The organism is Bordetella tumbae, from assembly GCF_054780995.1.
The window spans coordinates 64638-83372 of record NZ_BAAGVG010000010.1 but is presented as its reverse complement, the minus strand read 5'-3'; the positions used below and the strand labels follow the sequence as shown (position 1 = coordinate 83372).

The following is an 18735-nucleotide window of genomic DNA, read 5'->3' as shown; positions in this document are numbered from 1 at the left end:
CCTGACAGACAAGGCGCGGGCGCAGCGCGGGCAATTCTGCGCCTTGCGGCCGGATACGACACCGACCTGGGACGAGGCCTGACATGATGGACATGACAGAACTGCAAATTCATCTCGAAGCATTCTTGCAGGCACTCACCGCTGGTGTGCTGGTGGGTGGGCTATATGGATTGATGTGCGTCGGATTGGCAATGATCTTCGGCATCATGCGCGTCATCAATTTCGCCCAGGGCGATTTCATGATGCTCGGGATGTATGTGACGTACTACTTTTTCATCCTGTTGGGTGCGCACTGGCTGGCGGGCTCTGTGCTGGGGCCCTATGTCTCGGTGTTGCTGGCGGTGCCTGTGATGTTCGGGGTGGGCTATCTGGCGCACCGGCTCTTGATTTCGCGCGTCACGGGCCGGCGCGGTGCGGCGCTCGATGGCGATGGTCATTACGCTCAACTGGTGCTGACGCTGGGCATTGCCCTGATTCTGCAAAACGGCGGCATGATGGTGTTCGGTCCGCAACTGGTGTCGTTGCGCACGCCGTTGTCGAGCAGTGCCTGGGAAATCGGACCGCTATGGGGAGACTACGTCAGCGTGTTCGCCAACAAGGGCCGGGCAGTGGCGGCGTTGATCTCTGTGGCCGCCATTGTGGTGCTCGGCGCATTGATTACGCGCAGTCGGCTTGGCAAGGCCTTGCGCGCCTCGGCCGACAATCCGGTCGCCGCCTCCTACATGGGCATCGACGTCAACCGTTCGTACCGCATCGCCTTTGCGTTGGGCACCTGCGTGACTGCGCTGGCCGGCGGCCTCTTGGCGACCAACTTTCCGTTTCATCCTTTTGTCGGCCTGGAGTACGTGATCATCATGTACGCCGGCGTGGTGCTGGGTGGCATAGGCAGCATCTTTGGCGCGTTCTGGGGAGGCATGGTGATTGGACTGGTGCAGCAGTTGTCGTCGCTGGTGCTGCCCACGCAATTGCAGAACGCGGCGATTTTCGTGTTCTTTCTGTTGATCGTGATGTTGCGGCCGCAAGGACTATTCGGCCGCGTGTCGGAGCGAACCTGATGAAACGATTGCCGACTTCTTTGACGTTGCTGCTGGTCGCCGCAATCTACTTGGCCGCCGCGTTGCTGGCGAGCAATGCGTACCATCAACTGATCTTTACGCTGGTGCTGGTGTGGGCGTGCTTTGGCCTGTCGTGGAACATGCTGAGCGGCTATACGGGCCTGGTCTCGTTTGGCCATGCCGCATTTTTTGGCCTGGGAGCCTACGCGGCGGTATTGGGACAAGTCTATCTGGGCCTGTCGCCCTGGGTGATGTTGCCGCTGGCCGGTGTGATCGGCGCGGTGGCCGGAATCCTGGTGGGGCTGCCGACGTTCCGGTTGCGCGGGCATTATTTCGCGCTGGCGATGTTGGCGTATCCACTGGCATTGTTATATGTGTTCGAGTGGCTGGGGCTGCAGGAAGTGACCTTTCCGATGCAGCGCGAGCATCCGGCGCTGTATATGCAGTTTGCCGACCGGCGTTACTACACGGTGGTTGGCCTGATCATGCTGCTGGTGTTTGTGCAGATCACCCTGTATGTGGAGCGAACGAGATTTGGTATGGCGCTCATCGCCATCAAGCAAAACGAAGCCGCGGCTGAAGCCGCCGGTATCGACACGCTGCGCTGGAAATTGCGCGCCATCACGTTGAGCGGAGCCATTGCTGGCGTCACGGGGGCGTTTTACGCCGTGGTGCTGCTGGTGGTCACGCCGGTGTCGGTGTTTGGCATGCTGGTGTCGGCGCAGGCGCTCACGGTATCGATGTTCGGTGGCGTGGGGACGGTGTGGGGACCAATCATCGGCGCGGCCATTCTGGTACCCTTGGGCGAGATCCTGCATGCCGAGCTGGGCTCGACCTATCCGGGTATTCAGGGTGTGATCCTGGGCGTTGCTATCATCGCCGTGATTCTGGTGGCGCCGGAAGGCGTGTTCTGGAAACTGCGCGACATGTTGCAACGGCGCCATCGCGCGCCAACGCCAGCTGCGCCGTTAGAACAGACTGCTTCTGCACAACGGCCCACCAAGCCGCCGCGGCCGGTGCGGCCTGCGATATCGGCCGACGACATCATTCTCGACGTACAGTCTGTCTCGCGCAGCTTTGGCGGACTCAAGGCCGTGCAGGATGTCAGCTTTTCGGTGCGACGAGGCATGATCCTGGGCATTATCGGCCCCAATGGCGCGGGCAAGACCACGTTGTTCAATCTGCTCAACGGTTTTTTGCAGCCGGATACGGGCAAGGTGATCGTCAATGGTGTGGATATGGCGGGCCGCAAACCGCACGTATTGTGCGCGGCGGGGGTGGGGCGAACTTTCCAGATAATGCGGCCTTTCATGCGGCTGACGGTGGCGCAGAACGTCAAGGTGGGCGCCTACGTGAGCGCCAAAAATGAGGTGCAGGCCGAGGCGTTCGCGGCGCAGGCCATCGCGCGGGTCGGTCTGTCCGATTGCGCCGACAAAATCGCTGCACTGCTGACCACCCGTGAATTGCGACTGATGGAGCTGGCTCGCGCGGTGGCCGGGCAACCCGAGTTGTTGCTGTTGGATGAAACCCTGGCGGGCCTGGGGCACGGCGAGGTCGATGACATTGTCGATGCGATCCACGCGCTCTCGGCCGAGGGCGTCACGATTGTCATCATCGAGCACACCATGCAGACCATGGTGCATCTGGTCGATGAGTTCCTGGTGCTGGATCATGGGCAGGTGCTGACCCGTGGCGACCCACAGTCGATCACGCAAGATCCGCAAGTGGTGCAGGCCTATCTGGGCAAGAAGTGGAGCGCGCAACATGCTGCTTGAAATCAATGAACTGACGGCCGGTTATTCCGCGGTGCCGGTGCTCAAGGGGGTGTCGGTGGTCGTTGACGAGGGGCAGTTCATCTCTGTTGTCGGCCCAAACGGCGCAGGCAAAAGCACCTTGTTCAAGACCATTTCCGGCAGCGTGTCGGCCCGTTCGGGGAGCATTCGTTTCGATGGGCGGGACCTGTTGACCGTGCCCAGCGATCGGCGGCCTCACTTGGGCATCGCCCACGTGCCCGAGGGGCGGCAAGTGTTCGCCTCGATGAGTGTGTTGGAAAACCTGGAAATGGGCGCTTATACCGCGGCCGGCCGGCGCGATTGGGAAAGCAACCTGGAACGCATCTATGCGTGGTTTCCCGTGCTCAAACAGCGCAGCCGGCAATTGGCGGGCACGCTGTCGGGAGGCGAGCAGCAAATGGTGGCCATTGGCCGCGGGCTGGCATCGTCGCCACGCTTGTTGATGCTTGATGAGCCGTCAATGGGGCTGTCGCCCGCCATCGCCGATTTTATTTTTGAACGCCTGATCGACATTCGCCGAGAGGCGAATCTGACCCTCCTGTTAGTGGAGCAGCGTGTAGCGGAAGCGCTGCAATATGCCGACCGGGGCTATGTGCTGGAAACCGGATGCGTGGTGTTGGAAGGTACGCATCAAACACTGCAGGCTGATGACCGGGTGCGTCGCGCCTATCTTGGGATGTAGCACACATGCCGCCCGAACCAAGGCGGAAGAAAAGCGAGGAGATCAACATGAAAAAGCAATCCATGGTGGCCAGTGTCGTGAGTATGGCCTTGGGCGCTAGTTTGTTGCTGGGCGGCAGCGCCCTGGCCGAACCGGCCCCCGTGAGCGTCGGCCTGATCGCGCCCATGTCGGGTATTTACGCGCGTTATGGCCAAGTCATGCGTATGGGCGCTGAGATGGGTGTCAAAGACATTAACGACCAAGGTGGAATCAAGGCGCTGGACGGTGCCAAGCTGAAGCTGATCGTGGTGGATTCCGGCGACTCCACCGAAAAGGCCAAAAGTGCAGCGGAACGAATGGTGGCCGATTATCCCGGCCTGGTCGCAGCGACGGGCGCCTACCTGAGCTCATTCACCTTGGCCGCAACCGAGGTGACTGAGCGTGCCGAGCTGCCGATGCTGACGTTGTCGTATTCCGACCTGATCACTTCGCGCGGATTCAAGTACGTGTTTCAGACCTCGGCGCCAGCCGGCAAGCAGGCCGAGATCGCGCTGCCCAGCATCCTGGACCTGGCGCAGCAGGCCTCGGGCAAGCGACCCAAGACGGTGGCCATCGTGACCGACAATACCGCCGCCTCGCTGTCGACGGTCAAGGCCCTGAAAGATGGCCTTTTGAAGAAAAATGGCTTGGAGCTCGTTGTCGACGAGACTTTCACGCCTCCGCTGGCGGACGCGTCATCCTTGATCCAGCGCGTGCGTTCGCGGCGTCCCGATCTGCTGTTTTTCCTGCCCACCGTGATCTCCGATGCCAAGCTCATCCTTGAAAAGATGAACGAGACCAATGTAAAGGTGCCGGTGATTTCTTTTGGCATCGCCATCGCCGAGCCCGAAGTGCTGAACACCGTCAGTCCGGCGTTGCTCAATGGCGTTATGTCGGCCGTGGGCAATTGGGGAGCCAAGGGCCAGGAAGCCCTGATCCAGCGGATGAAGACCGAATACAAAGAACCGTGGATGACGCAGAACGCCATCTCGACCTATGGTGATATGTGGATCATGAAGGCGGCCTTGGAACGCGCCGGCAAGGCCGATCGCGAGGCGGTCGGGCAGGCGATGCACACCCTGGACGAAGGTCCCAGCCGGTACTTTCCAGGGGGAGAGATCAAGTTTGATGAGGCGGGGCACCGCATCGGCGCGACGCTTACCGTGATCCAGTGGCAGGACGGTGTGCCGGTGACCGTATTCCCGCAGGAACAGGCCGTTGCCCAGCCGATTTGGCCCGGCAAATAACAGGCTCTCGCCATGGCGGCACATGATGGCGCATCGATGGCGTTGGAGGTAATGTTATGCGGCAATCTGATCGGTTCCGTGCTCGGCAATCGTGTGGTGGACGCCATCGGCGACGTGTCGGCGGTGTTCGTTCGAAAAGCGCTTCAACAGAGGAGTAAAACGTCATGCAAGTATTTCACGGCAGAGATCAGGGCAAGCCCTCCGAGCAACGCGGTGCGACGTTCACAGGGGTTGTGTGGGCTGATCCGGTCATGCCCCCTGAGGACAACGTTGGCATCAATCACGTATTTTTTTCGCCGGGCGCGCGTACATTCTGGCATACCCATGAAGACGGCCAGGTGTTGCATGTGACATCCGGCCGCGGCTGGATATGCACCGATGGTGACGAGCCTCAGGAAATCCGCCAAGGCGACGTGGTCTGGATTCGGCCCAACGAACGTCATTGGCATGGTGCGGCCGCCGATACGTTCATGACACACTTGGCCATCTCGCTGGGCAAGGCGGATTGGCAGGAGGAATTGCCCCAGTCCGAGTACCCCAAAGCGCAACGCTGAGCCACATTTGATACCGCAAGGAGACGTCATGATTATCGAAACGCGTATTTACCATTGTTTGCCAGGTCGCCTGCCGGCGCTGCACGAGCGCTTTACCAAGACGACGCTGGATTTCTTCAAGAAATACGGCATCAAGCCCATCGGGTTCTGGACAACGCTGATCGGTCCCAGCAACCACGCGCTGACATACTTGTTGGAATGGGAAAGCCTCGACGAACGAGAGCGCAAGTGGAACGCCTTTCAAGCCGATCCCGAGTGGATCGCCAAACGGGCCGCCAGCGAAGCCGAGAAGCCCATCGTGGAGCGCGTCGAAAACCATATTCTCGTCCCGACCGATTATTCTCCCATGCGTTGATCGACCGGCGGCGCGCGCGGTGGCAAGAGACGATTCGTGGCTCAAGCGGGCATCATCAGGAAAATGGCCGCTGCCGCGATCAATAGGCCCAATATGTTGATGCGGCTGAGTGGCTCGCGAAAGGCCAGCGCTCCTACTACTGTGCCTACTGCGATGACGCCCATGTTCATGGAGGCGAAGACCAGGGCGGGGTTGTCGGGCAGGGATTGATGGGCGCGGATGTAGGTGACGATGTTGCCGAAGTTCAGCAGGCCCAGAATGACGCCGGCAAGCAGGTGGCGGGGATGCCAGGTGATGCGGCGGATGAGCAGGTAGGCGGTCATGGCGATGCCGGCCAGAATGAAGGCGATGAGGAGTGCGCCGGCAAAGGCGGTACCGGTTTTGGCGACTTGTTTGAATAGGATGTCTACGAGACCGTAGGTGATCCAGACGCCCAGGGGCCATATCGAGGTGTGCGGGCCGGCGGCGGCGTCGTTTGCATGGTCGCGCCGGCGCAGGACGCAAAACAGCGCGGTAAAGGCCAATGCGATGGCGGCGGCTTTATGCCAGGTGAGGTTTTCGCCAAATAGCAGGAAGGCCGCCAGCAAAGGCAGGAATAACGATAAACGCTGTGCGGCGTCGCTGCGGACGATGCCGGCATGACGCACGGATTGCGCCATGGCGATGAAGCCTGTGGGCAGGATGATGCCCAGGGCCAGCAGCAGGGGCCAGGACTGGATGGCGGATTCGACTTGGGCCGCCGTGGGGCCCAGCACGATCGCACTGAGTGTGGCCGTGACGGCGTAGTTGGCGGCGATGGCTTGGCGTATGTCGATGTCGTATCGGCGAGCGAGCTTGAGCAGGACGGCAACGCTGACGCTGCAGGCGACGCTGGCGATCAGGTACAGCAGTCCGGATGTGAGATGAGGCATGGGCTGCGATTCGAGAGTCAGATGGTTGTCCGGGGGGATGAGCGAGGCTCGTCAGGGGTGAGTCAAATGTGTGATCAGGGGGCGAGCCAGGCTCCCACCGCGAGGAACCGGGCTTCGACAAGAATGAACTAGGCTTGTACTCAAGGATGAGGCAGACCCCGAGGAATAAGCCATCAAGCGGCTTCGGCGTGCAGGCCCAGGCGTTCCATCAGGCGCTGGTCGGCTTGTACCTGTGGGTTGCTGGTGGTCAACAGCATGTCGCCGCAGAAAAGCGAGTTGGCGCCAGCCAGAAAGCATAGGGCTTGCAAGGTGTCGCTCATGGTTTCGCGGCCGGCGGACAGGCGTACGTGTGCGCGCGGCATGGTGATGCGGGCGACGGCGATGGTGCGTACGAATTCGAATGGGTCCAAGGCGTCGATGCCGGCCAGTGGGGTGCCTTCGACTTGTACGAGGTTGTTGATGGGCACGGACTCGGGATAGGGCGTCAGGTTGGCGAGTTGGGCAATGAGGCCCGCGCGTTCGTCGCGCGATTCGCCCAGGCCGACGATGCCGCCACAACAAATGTTCAATCCGGCGTGGCGTACGCGGTCCAGTGTGTCCAGGCGATCCTGGTAGGTGCGAGTCGAGATGATCTGGCCGTAGAACTCCGGCGAGGTATCGAGGTTGTGGTTGTAGTAGTCCAGTCCGGCGGCTTTGAGTTGCTCTGCCTGCCCTTCGCGCAGCATGCCCAGGGTGACGCAGGTTTCCAGCCCCAGGGCTTTGACCGCGCGGATCATTTCGGCGACTTGGTCCAGGTGATGGGGCTTGGGGCTGCGCCAGGCGGCACCCATGCAGAACCGCTGCGCGCCGCCCGCCTGGGCGGCGCGGGCGGCCTGCAGGACGTCGTCCAAGGGGATCAGTTTGTCGGCGGCGAGGCCGGTGTCGTAGTGCGCGGATTGGGGGCAGTAGGCGCAGTCCTCCGGGCAGCCGCCGGTCTTGATCGAGAGCAGGCTGGATAGCTGGATCGCGTTGGCATCGAAATGTTGGCGATGAATCTGCTGGGCTCGGTACAGCAGGTCCATGAACGGCAATTCGAACAGCGCCAGGATGTCTTGGTGGGGCCAGGCTATACCGGTGGGAACAGGCAGCGGTTTGGCGATATCGGAAACGGGAACAGTGGCGATTTGCAAGGCGATCCTCCAGCGAGAACGATGCCGCGGCAATGGTTGCGGCTTGAGCAATAGCGGCGGATCGTAAGAACGGCACCCGAGAATGGCAATGGCTGGTTTTTGGCTGAAATTGATGGGGTGTTGGTGGTAGTAGGCGGAGGTTGGCTGTGTGTTATGCGAGGAGGGTCATTAACGTGTCGTGATCTTCCGGGATAAATTTTGCTGAGTTTTATGTGTCTTTTTGTAAAATTTCTCTGCGCCGCATGACGGCACAGGCAGGCCAGGCCATGGATTCGTCGAGGGTTTATGCGCATTCGTCGAAAAACAGTAGCCGGCTTTTGCGGCTGGGCATACTGTCAGTCTGGCCGCGGTCTCAGATCACAGTGCAATGTAGATCGAGGGCGGTGGCCGCGATGTCGAGTCATGACGACGTGGACGCGCAGACGATGGCCTCCATGTCACACCATTGCGCGGCGCAGGCGCAGGGACGCGGTGCGGCCCAGGATGATGGGGGCAATGCTGCTGTGAGTGAAGGTGATTTCGGCCTGTTCGCCGGGCCGTTGGGAGACGTGGGCAATATGGTCCAGATTGATGATCATCGACCGGGAGACCGCGCAGAATGGGGGCGTGGGCAATTGCGGCACCAGGCGCTTGAGCGTGATGTGCATCAGTTCGTTGGCATGCGCGGCGCTGCACAGCAGGACATAGTCTCCCTGTGCCTGAGCGATGGTCAGGTCCTGGATTTTGATGATCCGCGTGCCGTTTTTGGTCTTGGTGGTCAGGTAGTTGCCGCTGCTGCTGTTGCGCGATTGCAGACGAGTCAGGGTCTGGGCCAGGCGTTCGGGACTGACGGGTTTGAGCAGATAGTCCACCGCGGCGATATCGAAGGCCTGCGCACCGTAGTCGTCGTGCGCCGTGACGAAAACGACGGCCGGCGAGGGATCCAGTCCGGGCAGCAGGTCGAATCCGGTGCCGCTGGACAGTTCGATATCCAGGAACAGGACATCGGGGCGGAATTCGCGGATCATCGCCTGGGCTTGATCCGGGGTGGCGGCTTCGCCCTCGATTTGAACCGTGGGGAATTGTTCGAGCAATCGACGCAAATAGCGGCGCGCGGGCGCTTCGTCATCGATGATCAGCACGCGTAACATTGGTTCTCCTTGGGAGCCTGATGATGGCGAGCCAGCTGAGCGTGGGCAGCGAGCGACCAGACGGTAGGGCGCAAATGGGCAGCGCCTGCACAGCAGGGGCTAAATATAGGCCATGTTGAGCTTGTCGGAAATCCGTAGCGGCCCGTAGTCGGTACGGCCAATAAGGTGTAGGGAGATGTTCTCATGATTTTTGTGCCCATCGGTCAGGCGTTGAGCCTGGGGGAATCGTCGGCGGCATTCTGGCGCGCCCAGGTGGTTGGGTGGTGCGTGCTGGCGATCATCGGCTTTTGTATACGGCTGGTGGTGTTTGCGAATGCGACGGTCGCGTTTTGGCTGACCGTGGGGGTGGAGCCGCTGGCGTTTGCGATCACGAGCGCCGTGGCTGTGCTTCATGGCCGCCATCCCAGGCCGAATGCATCGATCCAGGTGCTGGCCAGTGCGGTGTTGCTGTGCCTGGCGACGTCGGCGGTGCTGGCGGGCATCGCTTATGGGATACATCAGATGTTCGGCCCGGAGATCCGGTATGTGATGCCGGTCGATCAGTATCGGCTGGGCTTTATCTACTACATGGGTATCTTGTCGATCTGGACGCTGATTTACTTTGGCGTGTCGGCGGAGCTGGCAGTACGCACTGAGCGTATTTCGAAGATGAAGGCCGAGACTCGTGCGTTGCGGCTGGAGTTGGAATATCTGAAACTGCAGATCGAACCGCATTTTCTATTCAATGCGTTGAATACGATTGTGGCGGAAATCACGGATCGCCCGGTGATTGCCGAGGAAATGACGCGCGGGTTGGCGGCCTATCTGCGTTATTCGCTGGATCGGCGCGGGCGCGGGATGTGCCGGCTGGAAGAGGAAATCGAAGCAGCGGAAACGTATATCCGCATTCAAGCGCTGCGTTTTGATAAGCGGCTCGAGTATCGCTGCCAGGTGGATCCTGCGTCGCTGGAATTACTGGTGCCGCACATGACGATGCAGGGGCTGGTGGAAAATGCGATCAAGCATGGCATGCGTTCTGAGCACGATCATTTTTTGATTAATGTCAGGACGCGGGTGCAGGGCGATGAGTTGATTGTCGAGGTGGACAATCCGGGACAATTGCATGCGCCGTATGATTTGGCGCGCAGCGGTGGCGGGCTGGGGAATCTGTGCCGCCGGTTGGCGTTGCGTTACCCGGATCGGCACAGTTTTTCTCTGGAACAACGTGCGGACAAGATTGTGGCTGAGGTCCGTATGAAGGGCGAGCCGTTGTTGTTATAGGCCGGCGATCCCGAAGGCCTCGCCTTTTTCTACGATGCGTTGGGCCTGTTTGACGACGGGCGCATCGACCATGCGGCCTTCGAAGGTGCAGGCCGAGCGGCCTTTGGCTTCTTCTTCCTTGAATGCTGCGATGAGGCGGCGTGCGCGTGTGACGGCCTCGGACGAGGGGGCGAATGCGGCGTTGGCGATGGCGACTTGGGCGGGATGGATGCAAAAGGCGCCTTCGAATCCCAACGCTGCGCCGCGTTCGACGGTTTTCTGAAAGGCTTCGCGGTCGGCGAAGTCGGCGACTGAGCCGACGAAGCCGATGGGGGCGATGCCTGCGCGCCGGCATGCGGCGACGGCCATGACGTTGGGTACGTAGAGGGTGTCGGCGGTGACGGCCATTTGCAGGGAGACGGCGAGGTCTTCGGCACCGACGATCAGGCCGCAGATGCGTGGGTGCGCGGCGGCGATGTCGTGCATGTTGTGCAGCCCTTCGGCGTCTTCGACCATGACGATCAGGCGGGTGGTGCCCAGCGGTATGCCGCGTTCGATTTCCAATTCGTCGATGATTTCTGCGACGGATTGTACGAAGGCGGGGTTGGGGACTTTGGGCAGGGTCAAGGCTTGTACGTGCGGGCCTATGCTGGCTTCGATGTCGCGTAGCAGCTGACGCCAGGGGCGGTTGACGCGCACGATGACGTCTTTGCCTTGGTCGTGGCATAGCTTGGCGACGCTGGTGACGCGTTCGCGGGCTTGTTCTTTTTGATCGAGGGCGATGCTGTCTTCCAGGTCTAGCTGGATGGCGTCGGTGGGTTGTTTTAGGGCGCTTTGGATGAAGCGGTCGTTGATGATGGGGACGAAAAGCATGGAGCGCCAGGTGAAGACTTTGCTCATAGTGGGCCTCTTTTCTGGGGAGTGAGTGGGGAGTTCTTGTTTCCGAGGGTGGGGTTCTTAAGTCGCAGGGGGCCGTCATATCAAGGCCGCGCCGGCCCTGTCGTCCGGTCTGGCCGCCTGCGCGGCCAGACTGCCCTTCACCAAGCATGCCAGGCGGGGCGGCTGGGCAAACTCGCTCCGCTGCGCTCCACTCAAACATGCCCAGCCGACTGCCCCCCGCCTGGCATGCTTGGTTCGGCGGACTCTACGGGCCGGCGCGGCCTTGATATGACGGCCCCCTGCTGGCGATTGTTGAACGTCGCCGGGTGTTCGGTTTTGCGTTCGGGGGATTTGGAGTTAACCCTCGTGTTCGGCTTCGCGTTAGGGGGATTCGGGGGCTAACTGGATGTGTTCCAGTTCGGCCAGGATGTCTGCTGTGTGTTCGCCTAGGGTGGGGGCGGGGCGGCGGAATAGGCCGGGGCTCGCGGATAGGCGAGGGATGATGTTGTGCATGGGGACGCTGCCCATGTCGGCGTCGGGGACGTGGACGATGGCTTCGCGGCCCGTGACGTAGGGATGGTCGATCAGGTCGGCGACGGAATAGACGGGGCCTGCGGTGACGCCGGCTTTTTCGAACAAGGCCAGGTTGTCGTTTTGATCGCGCTGGGAGACGAAGCTCTGGATGATTTCGTCCAACAGGTCCTTGTTTTGTACGCGCACGTCGTTGTTCTCAAAACGTGGGTCGGTCTTGAGTTCGGGCATGCCGATGGTGTCGAAGATGCGCATGGCCATGGATTGCATGGAGCCCGACATGGCAATGTGTTTGCCGTCTTTGCAAACGTAGACGTTGCGCGGCGCGGTGTGCGCGGACTGATTGCCCGAGCGTAGTGTGGGCGTGCCGGTTGCCTGGAATTTTGCGGCTTCGGATGAGATCAGGGAAAAAATCGGTTCGAAGAGCGACAGGTCTACGATTTGGCCGACGCCGGTTTTTTCTGCGCTACGCAATGCGGTCAGGACGCCTGCTGCGCCGTACATGCCGGCGATCATGTCTGCCATGGCCAAGGGGGGCAGGGCGGGAGGCTTGTCGGGGAAGCCGTTCAGGTAGGCGTAGCCGGACATGGCTTCGACCAATGTGCCAAAGCCGGGTTTGTGGCTGTAGGGGCCGGTTTGGCCCCAGCCTGATACGCGTGCGATGACTAGTGCAGGATTCAATGCGTGCAGGACGTTGGGCGACAGGCCCATTTTTTCGAGGCCGCCGGGCACGAAGTTTTCGATGAGCACGTGCGAGCACTTGATCAGCTTTTTGAGCTGTGTCAGGCCGTCTTCGGATTTGATGTCCAGTGCCAGTGAACGCTTGTTGCGGCCGTAGACTTTCCAGTACACCGCCTGGCCGCCTTCGCGCCAATGACGCAGGTCGTCGCCTTTTTCGGGGCGTTCGACTTTGATGACGTCGGCGCCGAAATCAGCCAGGAATACGGACAGCATATTGCCGGCGACCAGGCGCGACATGTCGACGACTTTGATGTCTTTGAGCGGGCCTTCCTGGTCGGGGGTGAAGGCGTGAGTTTGAGCGGTTTGTGTCATGGGTGTTTAGTTCACTTCTGCGCCGGTGGATTTGACGATGGTGCTCCAGAGTTTCAGGTCGTCGTCCAGGCGTTTGGCGAGTTGTTCGGGGTTGTCGTTCAGCGGTTCAACGCCCAGGTCGGCATATTTTTTCTTGACGTCGGGATCTGCCAATACGCTCTCGGTGGCTTTGTAGAGCGTGTCGATGACGTCTTTGGGGGTGTTCTTGGGTACGTACATGGCGATCCACAGTTCGCCGTTGTAGCCGGGGATCTGTTCGCCGATGGCCGGGACGTCCGGCAGCGCGGGGTTGCGTTCTTTGGTGCTGACGCCCAGGGCGCGCAGTTTGCCGGCTTTGATCGTGGCGATCGAAGAGGGCAGGCTGGCAAAGATGATGGGAACCTGTCCGCCGAGGACATCGGTCATGCCGGGGGCGACGCCGCGATAGGGGATGTGTTCCAGTTTGAGGCCGCCTTTTTCGTCCAGCATGGCGCCGAGCAGGTGGTTGAGCGTGCCGTTGCCCGCCGAGGCGTATTGGTATTTGCCGGGATTGGCTTTTATCAGCGTGATGAATTCGGCCAGGGTATTGGCTGGAAATGAGGGGTGGACGCACAGCACGTTGGGCACGCTGCCGACGGCGGCCACGGGCGCAAAGTCTTTGATCGGATCAAAGCCGGGATTTTTGTAGATGGCCGGATTGATCGCTTGGGCACTGCTGATTGTGAACAGGACGGTATAGCCGTCGGCGTTTTCACGGGCGGCCTGGGCGGTGCCGATATTGCCACCTGCGCCGGGCTTGTTTTGTACGACAAAGGGCTGGCCGAGTTTCTGTGCCAGTTTGTCGGAAATCAGACGCGCGACGATGTCATTGGTGCCGCCCGGCGATTGCGGGACGATGACGTTGACGGGTTGGCTAGGGTAGGCTGCGTGTGCGCTCGTGCTGGCTACGCCCATGCCAACGGTGATGGCCAAGGCGGCGGCGAGTTGCTTTAGGAACATGATCAATGTCTCCGGAATGTTTTCGCCTATTCTTCATGCAAATCTGCTATAGGTAAAATAGTATAAAAATATGGTTTATATAAATGATTATGTATGGATCTGACGTCAGGCTGCGGCGCCCTGGATTCAGGGGCCGTGCGGGTAACGGAAAAGCATCATGACGCTGACACAACTGCGCTATTTTCTGGCGATCATCCGCTGCGGCAGTATCTCTGGCGCGGCGGCGCAGATTCATGTGGCGCAGCCGGCGATTTCTCAGCGCTTGCGGCAGTTGGAGGAGGAATTGGGCCAGGTGCTGTTCAAACGTCTGCCGCGCGGCATCGAGCTGACTCCAGCCGGCCATCACCTGAAAGCGCATGCCCTGGAAATCCTGCGCCGAGTGGACTCGGTGCAGGACGATTTCAAGTCCTCTGACGTCAACCCCATTGGGCAGGTCACGTTGGCCATGTCGACGGCTATCAACACTAAGTTCTGCGTCACTGTGCTGGACGAGGCCAGCCGCAGCTATCCCAACATCAAGCTCACGCTGACCGAGCATATGAGCGGTACGTTGCTGGAGTGGGCCGAGAGTGGCCGCGTGGATTTGGCCGTGGTGTATGACGTCCCGGGCAATACGCCTTTGGCGGTGCACAGTTTGGGCAAGGAGGATTTGTACTTGGTCACGGATCCTGCGTTCAAACGACAGTTACCGGCGGTTGTATCGTTGGCGGAGGTGGCGCAGTTGTCTTTGATCCTGCCGGCGTTTCCGCAGACGTTGCGATTGATGATTGAAAGAACGTTTTCCGAGCATGTGGGCCGCGCGCCCAAGGTGCTGTTGGATGTGGATTCGACCTACGCGATCAAAAAACTCGTCGCTGCGGGCAAAGGCCAGAGTATTTTGTCCGTGCATTCCGTTGGCGATGAACTCGAGCGTGGCGAGCTGGCTATCACGCCGATTGTGGATCCAGCCGTGAGCCGCACGATCAATTTGGTCGCTTATCGTCCGCGTGCAAATGACGCAGCGGTTCGAGCGGTACATCGTGTGGTGCAGGCTGCACTGGCGAAGGGATAACCAAAGCGATTTCGAAAAATCTATAGCGTCTGAGGTGACGTCTTGGTGACGGTTGTGCAGCTCGGCCCTTGTAGGCGTGCTGTTAGGCGGAAAGTCAGTAAGATGCTGTGGTTGTTGATCGCTTTCGCCATGCACGATGTCCTTGCCTGATTCCACTCCTGCCGATTTTCATTCCGGACCACCCGAATTGCGCCGTACGCGTGATGCGCTGACATTGCAGTTCGCGGGGTCCGCTGCCGTGCAAAGCATCATGTCGGTGCTCAATCCGCATGCTCTCGAGCTCGAGTACACGCGCTTGATGATGGGTTTTCTGCTGTTCGACAGCGATCCCCGGCGCATGTTGATGATAGGCCTGGGTGGCGGGTCTTTACCCAAGTTTTGCCATCGCTATTTGCCCAACGCATCGATCGATGTGGTGGAGATCGATCCTGAGGTCATTGCGTTGAGAGACGCTTTTCACGTTCCGCCTGATGATGCGCGTTTTCGTGTGATAGCTGCCGATGGCAGCCAGTATCTGCAAATGGATCCTGAGCCGGTCGATGTCTTGTTGGTGGATGCCTATGACGGGCGCGGTATGCCGGCGGCGTTGTGTGAACAGACGTTTTTCGAGGATTGCGATGCGGCGTTGTTGCCAGATGGCATTCTGGTGGTAAACCTGCATCTCGAGAGCGAGTCGTATCCGATCTGCCTCGCTCATCTGCGAGAGGTCTTCGGCACGTCACTATTCGAGGTTATCGACGACGATATGACCAACAGCATTGTTTTCGCCTGCAAGGGCGAACGTTTTGATGACACGGATCTGCGGAGGGCGCTGCGCAAGCCAGAGCGCATGAGCAAGGATGCATGGCGGCAATTGCAGCCGACCTTCAAGCTGATCGAGGCGACGCTGATTTTGCGCTGAGACTGTTGGGCTCATGGTGAGGCAGGCGCTACTGCAGAAAAAAAGCCCTTGAATAAGGGCTTTTTTGCCGCTGGGCCGCCCCAACGCAAAAACGCCCCGTTTGGGGGCGTTTGTTGAATTCTGTGGCGGAGCGGACGGGACTCGAACCCGCGACCCCCGGCGTGACAGGCCGGTATTCTAACCAACTGAACTACCGCTCCGCAGCGGTGACCTACTGATACTGCAGCCAACTAAAAAAAGCTGGCGTCCCCTAGGGGATTCGAACCCCTGTACTCACCGTGAAAGGGTGATGTCCTAGGCCTCTAGACGAAGGGGACTCGGACTGCTGTACTAACTGGTGGAGGTAAGCGGGATCGAACCGCTGACCTCTTGCATGCCATGCAAGCGCTCTCCCAGCTGAGCTATACCCCCAAACATCCTACTTTTACTGCGAAGGGCCAGCGGCGTAAGCGCGCTGGCCCTTGGAATTCTGTGGCGGAGCGGACGGGACTCGAACCCGCGACCCCCGGCGTGACAGGCCGGTATTCTAACCAACTGAACTACCGCTCCGCAGCGGTGACCTACTGATACTGCAGCCAACTAAAAAAAGCTGGCGTCCCCTAGGGGATTCGAACCCCTGTACTCACCGTGAAAGGGTGATGTCCTAGGCCTCTAGACGAAGGGGACTTGGACTAACTGTACTGCAACTTCGCTGTCGACTGGTGGAGGTAAGCGGGATCGAACCGCTGACCTCTTGCATGCCATGCAAGCGCTCTCCCAGCTGAGCTATACCCCCGTTTCCCTAAGGCAAAATCTGCAATTTTTGGGGTTTTTATTCCCGTCGTTGCCGGTTTTGTTTAGTGCCGTTGGCGAAGAAACGAGATTATGCACGAGTTTTTTTGTGTGTGCAAGTCACAGTGCCGGCCCTGATGATCCCGCTCCGCGTCACGGCCGCAATCCCCGTTGTGGGAGAGTGTTTGGGCCCTCGGCCACCACGTGTTTGCGGCCGCGTGAGCTTTCCCTGTATGACGGGGCAGGCCTTTAGCGTACCCGCAGTGGCGCCACGGCATGCGAGTTATTGGCTTCTACCAATCGGACCATCTGCAGCATGAACAGATCTCGGGCCTCCTCGGGCAATTGTTCGATGGTGCGGTCATGGGCCCGTTGCACGGCGGGCTGCATGCGTTTGACGAGTGTGCGGCCTTCGCGCGTCAGACGGACCAGTTTTACACGGCCGTCTTGCGGCGATTGATGCCGTTCGATCAATCCGCGCGCCTCCAGTCTGGGCAGGACTTCGGCCACGCTGCTGCGTTCCAGTCCGATATCCAAGGCCAGGGAGTTCTGGTCCAGTTCGCCCCGCTCGCGTAATGCTGTCAGGAGGCTGTATTGCACCGGCGTGATGTTGAACGCGCTGGTTTCTTCGGAAAATAGCCAGCTGTGGATTTGATGCAGCCGGCGTATCAAGAAACCGGGACGGGTGTAGAGCAGCGTGCGGTTTTGGTAGGACTGCAGTTCTGCGCGCAGGGCGGCATTCTGATTGAGATCATTCATTACTGGACTGGGCGCATATGCGCCATGCGTCAACGGGCGAATTATTAGTGTAAGTGGTACACCACGTATTTGTCATTGGCTATGCAGAATACAAAGGGATATCAGCCTCTGTTTGGGTCTGTACCTTGCACCAATATAGGTGGTGTACCACGTAAATGCGCCATGCTGGTGCCAAATGTGGTGCCGCAGTAATGCGGTATAGGTCAGCGTCGGCGCTCCAAGTGCACCGCTCTGATAGGGGGAAACGCTTGATTAGGTGGTGCACCACATATTTTAATAAAAATATAGTTTTTTTATATCAATGACTTAAGAGGATTTCAGCTAGGCTGTTCGGCTGATTTGGCATGCATATTGCTTTGTTGTCTCTCGGGGCCGGACAGGTCAGATGGGAGAAACAGTCATGGTTACAACGGTATTGTTGGGCGGGCACATCATGGATCCCGCCAACGGTGTGGATCGCGTCGGCGATCTGGTGATACGGGATGGACGGGTTGCTGGCATAGACGTGCCCTATGGCGCCGATACGGCGACAGTGGACTGCCGGGGAGACCTGGTCTTGCCGGGGCTCATCGATACGCATGCGCATGTCTATCGGTATGTCACTGGCCGATTTGGGTTGGACGCAGACACGTGCGGAATTAAAAGCGGGGTCACCACCTTGATCGATCAGGGTGGCGCCAGTTGCATCACGATTCCGGGATTCAGGCATTACGTCGCCGAGCCGGCCACGTCGCGCGTGCTGTCCTTTATCTCGGCGTATCTGGTGGGCGGGCTGGAAGGGCACTATTACCCCGAGTTGTATCGTCCGTCCTGTCTGGATGTGGATGCGACGGTCAAGGCGGCGCTGGCCAACAAAGATCTGGTGCGCGGCGTCAAGGCTCATGCCGAACTAGGCGGATTTCAGCGCTGGGGCATGGATGTCATGCGCATTGCTGCGCAGATTGGCCGCGAGGCGGATTTGCCGGTGTATATCCATTTTGGACAGTTGTGGCCGTCGCCTGATTCGGGTCTGGATATTGATCCCGATTCGATCTTTCGTGATGTGCTGGAGCTGACCAAGCCCGGCGATGTGCTGGCGCATCCGTTCAGCAGACACCCGGGCGGATTTGTTGGTACGGATGGCAAAGTGCATCCTTTGCTGGGCGAAGCGGTGGCGCGCGGGATGAAGATTGATGTGGGCCACGGCTCGCATTTCAGTTTCGATATGGCGCGCCGCGTGTTGGAGGCGGGCTTTCTGCCGGACACGCTGGGTGCGGACATGCATGGCTATAACACCAAGGTGCCGCATCCTCCGGCCACGCCCGATATCCATCCGGACGAAGGCGACCACCTATTCACCAGCGCGATCCGGTTTTCGCTGGTGTCGACGATGACCAGCATGCTGGCGCTCGGCGTGCCGCTGGAGCAGGTTGTGCCGATGGTGACGAGCGAGGCCGCGAAACTGGCAGGCATGGAGGGCGAGATCGGCCATCTCGGTGTCGGGGCGGTGGCCGATGTGTCGGTCCTGTCCGATGAGCGGGGTAAGTGGACGCTGCGCGATAACGAAGGCAATCAGGCGGTGACCTCGCGCATGCTCAACCCGCGGTTTTGCCTGCGAGAGGGAGTGCGTCACGACGCCGACGCGCCTATCCTGCCTGTCCTGAAGGCCGCCGCCTGAGC

At 59.8% G+C, this 18735-nt stretch carries 17 protein-coding genes and 6 tRNA genes; 10 read left to right on the top strand and 13 right to left on the bottom strand.

Annotation, left to right across the window (positions count from 1 at the left end):
• Positions 1-83: 83 nt before the first annotated feature.
• The 6 genes from ACYVI2_RS07665 to ACYVI2_RS07640 all read left to right on the top strand — a co-directional run bounded on the left by ACYVI2_RS07665 (position 84) and on the right by ACYVI2_RS07640 (position 5704).
• Complete coding sequence (locus ACYVI2_RS07665) at positions 84-1055, top strand: branched-chain amino acid ABC transporter permease (RefSeq protein WP_415821288.1); 972 nt, start codon at positions 84-86, stop codon at positions 1053-1055.
• On the top strand, positions 1055-2830 hold the full coding sequence (locus tag ACYVI2_RS07660) for a branched-chain amino acid ABC transporter ATP-binding protein/permease (RefSeq protein ID WP_415821287.1): 1776 nt from the start codon (positions 1055-1057) through the stop codon (positions 2828-2830). The genes ACYVI2_RS07665 and ACYVI2_RS07660 overlap by 1 nt, the downstream gene beginning before the upstream one ends.
• On the top strand, positions 2823-3530 hold the full coding sequence (locus ACYVI2_RS07655; RefSeq protein WP_460490291.1) for an ABC transporter ATP-binding protein: 708 nt from the start codon (positions 2823-2825) through the stop codon (positions 3528-3530). The genes ACYVI2_RS07660 and ACYVI2_RS07655 overlap by 8 nt, the downstream gene beginning before the upstream one ends.
• 47 nt (positions 3531-3577) lie before the next feature.
• Positions 3578-4795, top strand: coding sequence for an ABC transporter substrate-binding protein (locus ACYVI2_RS07650; protein ID WP_415821285.1), 1218 nt, complete (start codon positions 3578-3580; stop codon positions 4793-4795).
• A gap of 164 nt (positions 4796-4959) precedes the next feature.
• A complete protein-coding gene (locus ACYVI2_RS07645; RefSeq protein WP_415821284.1) occupies positions 4960-5349 on the top strand; it encodes a cupin domain-containing protein in 390 nt (129 codons plus the stop codon).
• 28 nt (positions 5350-5377) lie between these two features.
• Positions 5378-5704 (top strand): NIPSNAP family protein, encoded by a 327-nt coding sequence (locus ACYVI2_RS07640; protein WP_094822564.1) that lies wholly within the window; start codon positions 5378-5380, stop codon positions 5702-5704.
• Positions 5705-5745: 41 nt separating this feature from the next.
• Here ACYVI2_RS07640 and ACYVI2_RS07635 read toward each other — a convergent pair whose 3' ends face one another.
• The 3 genes from ACYVI2_RS07635 to ACYVI2_RS07625 all read right to left on the bottom strand — a co-directional run bounded on the left by ACYVI2_RS07635 (position 5746) and on the right by ACYVI2_RS07625 (position 8914).
• A complete protein-coding gene (locus tag ACYVI2_RS07635; RefSeq protein WP_415821283.1) occupies positions 5746-6615 on the bottom strand; it encodes an EamA family transporter in 870 nt (289 codons plus the stop codon).
• Positions 6616-6788: 173 nt separating this feature from the next.
• The gene (gene bioB / locus ACYVI2_RS07630) at positions 6789-7784 is read right to left on the bottom strand and encodes a biotin synthase BioB (protein WP_460490287.1); all 996 of its coding nucleotides are present in this window, start codon (positions 7782-7784) and stop codon (positions 6789-6791) included.
• A 437-nt stretch (positions 7785-8221) separates the two neighbouring features.
• Positions 8222-8914, bottom strand: a complete 693-nt coding sequence (locus ACYVI2_RS07625) for a LytR/AlgR family response regulator transcription factor (RefSeq protein WP_415821282.1) — start codon at positions 8912-8914, stop codon at positions 8222-8224.
• 183 nt (positions 8915-9097) lie between these two features.
• Here ACYVI2_RS07625 and ACYVI2_RS07620 point away from each other — a divergent pair, with 183 nt between their 5' ends.
• The gene (locus ACYVI2_RS07620; protein ID WP_415821281.1) at positions 9098-10174 is read left to right on the top strand and encodes a sensor histidine kinase; all 1077 of its coding nucleotides are present in this window, start codon (positions 9098-9100) and stop codon (positions 10172-10174) included.
• On the opposite strand, the gene ACYVI2_RS07615 is transcribed toward ACYVI2_RS07620, so the two are convergent.
• The 3 genes from ACYVI2_RS07615 to ACYVI2_RS07605 form a co-directional block, all read right to left on the bottom strand.
• Entirely contained in the window at positions 10169-11053 is an 885-nt protein-coding gene (locus ACYVI2_RS07615; RefSeq protein WP_415821280.1) for an HpcH/HpaI aldolase/citrate lyase family protein, read from the bottom strand. The two genes, ACYVI2_RS07620 and ACYVI2_RS07615, sit on opposite strands and share 6 nt — an antisense overlap.
• A 360-nt stretch (positions 11054-11413) precedes the next feature.
• On the bottom strand, positions 11414-12616 hold the full coding sequence (locus ACYVI2_RS07610) for a CaiB/BaiF CoA transferase family protein (protein ID WP_415821083.1): 1203 nt from the start codon (positions 12614-12616) through the stop codon (positions 11414-11416).
• 6 nt (positions 12617-12622) lie between these two features.
• Complete coding sequence (locus tag ACYVI2_RS07605) at positions 12623-13594, bottom strand: Bug family tripartite tricarboxylate transporter substrate binding protein (RefSeq protein WP_415821084.1); 972 nt, start codon at positions 13592-13594, stop codon at positions 12623-12625.
• Positions 13595-13751: 157 nt separating this feature from the next.
• Between ACYVI2_RS07605 and ACYVI2_RS07600 the strand changes: the two genes are divergently transcribed.
• The gene (locus ACYVI2_RS07600) at positions 13752-14645 is read left to right on the top strand and encodes a LysR family transcriptional regulator (RefSeq protein ID WP_415821085.1); all 894 of its coding nucleotides are present in this window, start codon (positions 13752-13754) and stop codon (positions 14643-14645) included.
• 136 nt (positions 14646-14781) lie between these two features.
• Complete coding sequence (locus tag ACYVI2_RS07595; RefSeq protein WP_415821086.1) at positions 14782-15546, top strand: fused MFS/spermidine synthase; 765 nt, start codon at positions 14782-14784, stop codon at positions 15544-15546.
• A gap of 123 nt (positions 15547-15669) precedes the next feature.
• Here the strand turns inward: ACYVI2_RS07595 and ACYVI2_RS07590 are convergent.
• The 7 genes from ACYVI2_RS07590 to ACYVI2_RS07560 form a co-directional block, all read right to left on the bottom strand.
• A tRNA-Asp gene (locus ACYVI2_RS07590) sits at positions 15670-15746 on the bottom strand.
• A 41-nt stretch (positions 15747-15787) separates the two neighbouring features.
• A tRNA-Glu gene (locus tag ACYVI2_RS07585) sits at positions 15788-15863 on the bottom strand.
• An 18-nt stretch (positions 15864-15881) separates the two neighbouring features.
• A tRNA-Ala gene (locus tag ACYVI2_RS07580) sits at positions 15882-15957 on the bottom strand.
• Positions 15958-16018: 61 nt separating this feature from the next.
• Positions 16019-16095, bottom strand: a tRNA-Asp gene (locus ACYVI2_RS07575).
• Positions 16096-16136: 41 nt separating this feature from the next.
• Positions 16137-16212, bottom strand: a tRNA-Glu gene (locus tag ACYVI2_RS07570).
• 33 nt (positions 16213-16245) lie between these two features.
• Positions 16246-16321, bottom strand: a tRNA-Ala gene (locus tag ACYVI2_RS07565).
• Between the two features lie 245 nt (positions 16322-16566).
• The gene (locus ACYVI2_RS07560; RefSeq protein WP_415821087.1) at positions 16567-17076 is read right to left on the bottom strand and encodes a MarR family winged helix-turn-helix transcriptional regulator; all 510 of its coding nucleotides are present in this window, start codon (positions 17074-17076) and stop codon (positions 16567-16569) included.
• Positions 17077-17476: 400 nt separating this feature from the next.
• Between ACYVI2_RS07560 and ACYVI2_RS07555 the strand changes: the two genes are divergently transcribed.
• Positions 17477-18733, top strand: coding sequence for an amidohydrolase/deacetylase family metallohydrolase (locus ACYVI2_RS07555; RefSeq protein ID WP_415821088.1), 1257 nt, complete (start codon positions 17477-17479; stop codon positions 18731-18733).
• Positions 18734-18735 lie beyond the last annotated feature (2 nt).

Coding starts and splice junctions, on each gene's coding strand:
- ACYVI2_RS07635 (WP_415821283.1), bottom strand. CDS start 6,615: ATGCCTCATCTCACATCCGGACTGCTGTACCTGATCGCCAGCGTCGCC.
- ACYVI2_RS07625 (WP_415821282.1), bottom strand. CDS start 8,914: ATGTTACGCGTGCTGATCATCGATGACGAAGCGCCCGCGCGCCGCTAT.
- ACYVI2_RS07640 (WP_094822564.1), top strand. CDS start 5,378: ATGATTATCGAAACGCGTATTTACCATTGTTTGCCAGGTCGCCTGCCG.
- ACYVI2_RS07595 (WP_415821086.1), top strand. CDS start 14,782: ATGTCCTTGCCTGATTCCACTCCTGCCGATTTTCATTCCGGACCACCC.
- ACYVI2_RS07650 (WP_415821285.1), top strand. CDS start 3,578: ATGAAAAAGCAATCCATGGTGGCCAGTGTCGTGAGTATGGCCTTGGGC.
- ACYVI2_RS07610 (WP_415821083.1), bottom strand. CDS start 12,616: ATGACACAAACCGCTCAAACTCACGCCTTCACCCCCGACCAGGAAGGC.
- ACYVI2_RS07660 (WP_415821287.1), top strand. CDS start 1,055: ATGAAACGATTGCCGACTTCTTTGACGTTGCTGCTGGTCGCCGCAATC.
- ACYVI2_RS07605 (WP_415821084.1), bottom strand. CDS start 13,594: ATGTTCCTAAAGCAACTCGCCGCCGCCTTGGCCATCACCGTTGGCATG.
- ACYVI2_RS07560 (WP_415821087.1), bottom strand. CDS start 17,076: ATGAATGATCTCAATCAGAATGCCGCCCTGCGCGCAGAACTGCAGTCC.
- ACYVI2_RS07665 (WP_415821288.1), top strand. CDS start 84: ATGATGGACATGACAGAACTGCAAATTCATCTCGAAGCATTCTTGCAG.
- ACYVI2_RS07555 (WP_415821088.1), top strand. CDS start 17,477: ATGGTTACAACGGTATTGTTGGGCGGGCACATCATGGATCCCGCCAAC.
- ACYVI2_RS07645 (WP_415821284.1), top strand. CDS start 4,960: ATGCAAGTATTTCACGGCAGAGATCAGGGCAAGCCCTCCGAGCAACGC.
- ACYVI2_RS07615 (WP_415821280.1), bottom strand. CDS start 11,053: ATGAGCAAAGTCTTCACCTGGCGCTCCATGCTTTTCGTCCCCATCATC.
- ACYVI2_RS07600 (WP_415821085.1), top strand. CDS start 13,752: ATGACGCTGACACAACTGCGCTATTTTCTGGCGATCATCCGCTGCGGC.
- ACYVI2_RS07620 (WP_415821281.1), top strand. CDS start 9,098: ATGATTTTTGTGCCCATCGGTCAGGCGTTGAGCCTGGGGGAATCGTCG.